Here is a 2,570-nt window from a genome sequence, read left to right on the forward strand (position 1 = left end):
GCGGGGGCCCGGGCCCAGTGCTGCCGGCTCATGGAGCGGCAGGCGGCCCGTGCCTCGGCTGTCGTCCTCGGGGTGACCTCCGAGCTCGTCGACCGTGCCCGGCTGCGCGGCGCGCGGGACGCCCGGCTGGCGCCCGTCGCGGTGCCCGCGCCGCGGCCCGCCCCGGAGGAGGACGAACCGGCCCGGCACAAGGCCCGCGCCGAACTCGGCGTTGTCGCCCGGCCGTTGCTGGTCACCGTGGGCCGTCTGGAGGCGGACCAGGGGTACGGCCCGCTGCTGGACGCGGCCCGGGCCTGGCGTGTGCTCGACCCCGAACCCCTGCTGCTCGTGGCGGGCGAGGGCCGCGAACGGCCCGCCCTGCAGCGCCGGATCGAGGCGGAGGGCCTGCCGGTCCGCCTTGTCGGGCACCGCGACGACGTGCCCGAGCTGCTGGCCTCGGCCGACATCGCGATCCTGCCCAGCCGTTGGGAGGCGCGCTCACTGCTCGCCCAGGAGGCGCTGTACGCGGGTGTCCCCCTGGTGGCCACGGCGGTGGGAGGCGTCCCGGACCTCGTCGGCGACGCGGCCGAGCTCGTCCCCTACGGGGACGCCGCCGCTCTGGCCTCCACCGTGAGCCGGCTGCTGGGCGATCCCCTGCGGCGGGCGGAGCTCGCCGCGGCGGGGCGGCTCCAGGCCGGGACGTGGCCGTCGGAGGACGACACGGTGGCGCACGTCCTGAGCGTCTACGACGAGCTCAGCCAACGTCGCTGACGGGGCGCCCCGTCAGGGGCGCGGGGAACTGCGCGCCCAGCCCCCACCGGCCCGCAGCCGCGCGCCAGCGTAGGAGGCACCCCAATAGGCGCACCGGAGACGGCCGCAACCGCACCGGGGATACCCCCGGCGTCACCCCACGTGCCGCCGGGCCCGCAACGCCAGGTTCAAGGACAGCACCACCTGCGGGTCGTCCAGATCCGCACCCAGGAGGCGCGTGATGCGCGCGAGGCGGTCGTAGAGGGTCTGGCGGTTCAGGTGCAGCTCGCGGGCCGTCTCCGCCTTGCGGCCCGCGTGGGTCAGGTAGGTCTCCAGGGTCGGCAGGAGCGGCGGGCGGGACGTGCGGTCGTGGGCGATGAGAGGGCCGATGACGCGGTCGACGAAGGCCGCCAGGTCGCCCTGGGAACGCAGCCGCCACAGCAGGACGTCCACGTCGAGCCGGCGTACGTCGTGCCAGGGGCGCACCGGCAGGCCGCGGGCCGCCGTCGCCGCCTCCGCCGTGTGCCGCAGGGCGGCGCCCGCGCCGGGCCAGCCCGTCGGCGTACCGGCCACCACCACCGGCAGGCGCAGGCCCGCGCGTTCCACCCCGGCCCGCAGCGCCCCCGCCACCCGTTCCGCGACGGCGGGGCGCTCCGCCTCGTCGCGCAGGCCCACCAGCAGGGGTATCCGGCCCTCCGGCAGGCGTACGCCCAGCAGTACGGGCACGCCCACCCCGGCCAGTTCCTCCTGGACCGCGCAGGTCAGCGCCGTCCAGCAGTCTCCAGGAAGCAGGTCGGACGGCAACTGGAGCACCACCGGCAGCAGCGGGCCCGGGCCCGGGCGGAAGCCCAGGACCCTGGCCTGGGCGGGGGCGTCCGTCGCCTCGACGCGGCCCTCCGCCAGGTCGGAGAGGAAGTCGCCGCGGCCGCGCGCCGCCAGCTCCTCGTCCTGCCGGGCCCGGAGCAGGACGACGGCGAGCAGCCCGGCCGCCCGGTCCGCCGCGATCCGGTGCACCGGCGCCAGCGGCGCGTCGACCGGGAGCACGGTCAGCCGGGCCCGTACCGCGCCCGGTCCCGGGCCCTGGCCGGGGATGTCCGTGGTCAGCGCGTCGGCGAGGCCCGCGTCCCGCAGCCCCTCCCAGACCTGGAGCGGGTCGGCCGTGCCCGTCGTGCCCGCCGAGCCCGCCCGGCCCTCGGGCCCCGCCGCGTACAGCAGCCGCCCGTCCGCCGCCTGGAGGAAGACCGGGTTCCCGGCGAAGCCCGCGAACAACCGCAGCACCTCCGGCACCCCGCCACCGCCCAGCAGCACCTCCGTGCACTGCCGGTGCACCTCCTCGGCGCGCCGCAGCAGGGCGTAGTGCTCGTTGACCAGCTCGGTGTGGATCTCCTCCGTCACGGCCACGAACGGCACTTCCCGGTGCAGCTGCACCAGCGGCAGCCCGTACGCCCGGGCCGTGTCCACGACCGCGGCGGGCAGGGTCGCGAAGCGCGAGCCCAGCTCGACCACGAGTGCCGCGATGTCCCGCTCCGCCAGCCCGCGGACGAAGCCGCGCTGTTCCGCCGGGCGGCTGCCCAGCCCCAGGCCGGTGGTCAGCAGGAGCTCGCCGCCCTTGAGGAGGGCGGCGATGTTCGGGGCCTCGCCCGCGTGCACCCAGCGCACCGGCCGGTCCAGCCGGTCGCCCGCGGCCAGTACCTCCGGCAGGCCTTTGCGCAGGGCGGGCAGGTCGAGGGCCCGCGCCACCGTGATCGTCCCGTGCGCTTCCATGGACGGAACCTACTTCCCCCTCACCGTGAGCGGCCACCGTCGGCCCCCGTAGGCGCCGCCGGGCCCCGCCCCTACCC

2 protein-coding genes are annotated in these 2,570 nt (G+C 77.6%); one reads left to right on the forward strand and one right to left on the reverse strand.

All coding sequences use genetic code 11. The features are described 5' to 3' along the window. Positions 1-750: glycosyltransferase (locus K6I34_RS35415; protein WP_229332136.1), on the forward strand; the 750-nt coding region annotated here is incomplete at its 5' end. Positions 751-882: 132 nt separating this feature from the next. Here K6I34_RS35415 and K6I34_RS35420 read toward each other — a convergent pair. Continuing rightward, the gene (locus K6I34_RS35420) at positions 883-2,493 is read right to left on the reverse strand and encodes a PucR family transcriptional regulator (protein WP_229332137.1); all 1,611 of its coding nucleotides are present in this window, start codon (positions 2,491-2,493) and stop codon (positions 883-885) included. Positions 2,494-2,570: the final 77 nt, after the last annotated feature.

This window comes from Streptomyces sp. UNOC14_S4 (genome assembly GCF_020740835.1).
Classification (GTDB): domain Bacteria; phylum Actinomycetota; class Actinomycetes; order Streptomycetales; family Streptomycetaceae; genus Streptomyces.

What these genes read in the sequence shown, in the direction of transcription:
- K6I34_RS35420 (WP_229332137.1), bottom strand. Translation starts at nt 2,493, where the DNA reads ATGGAAGCGCACGGGACGATCACGGTGGCGCGGGCCCTCGACCTGCCC.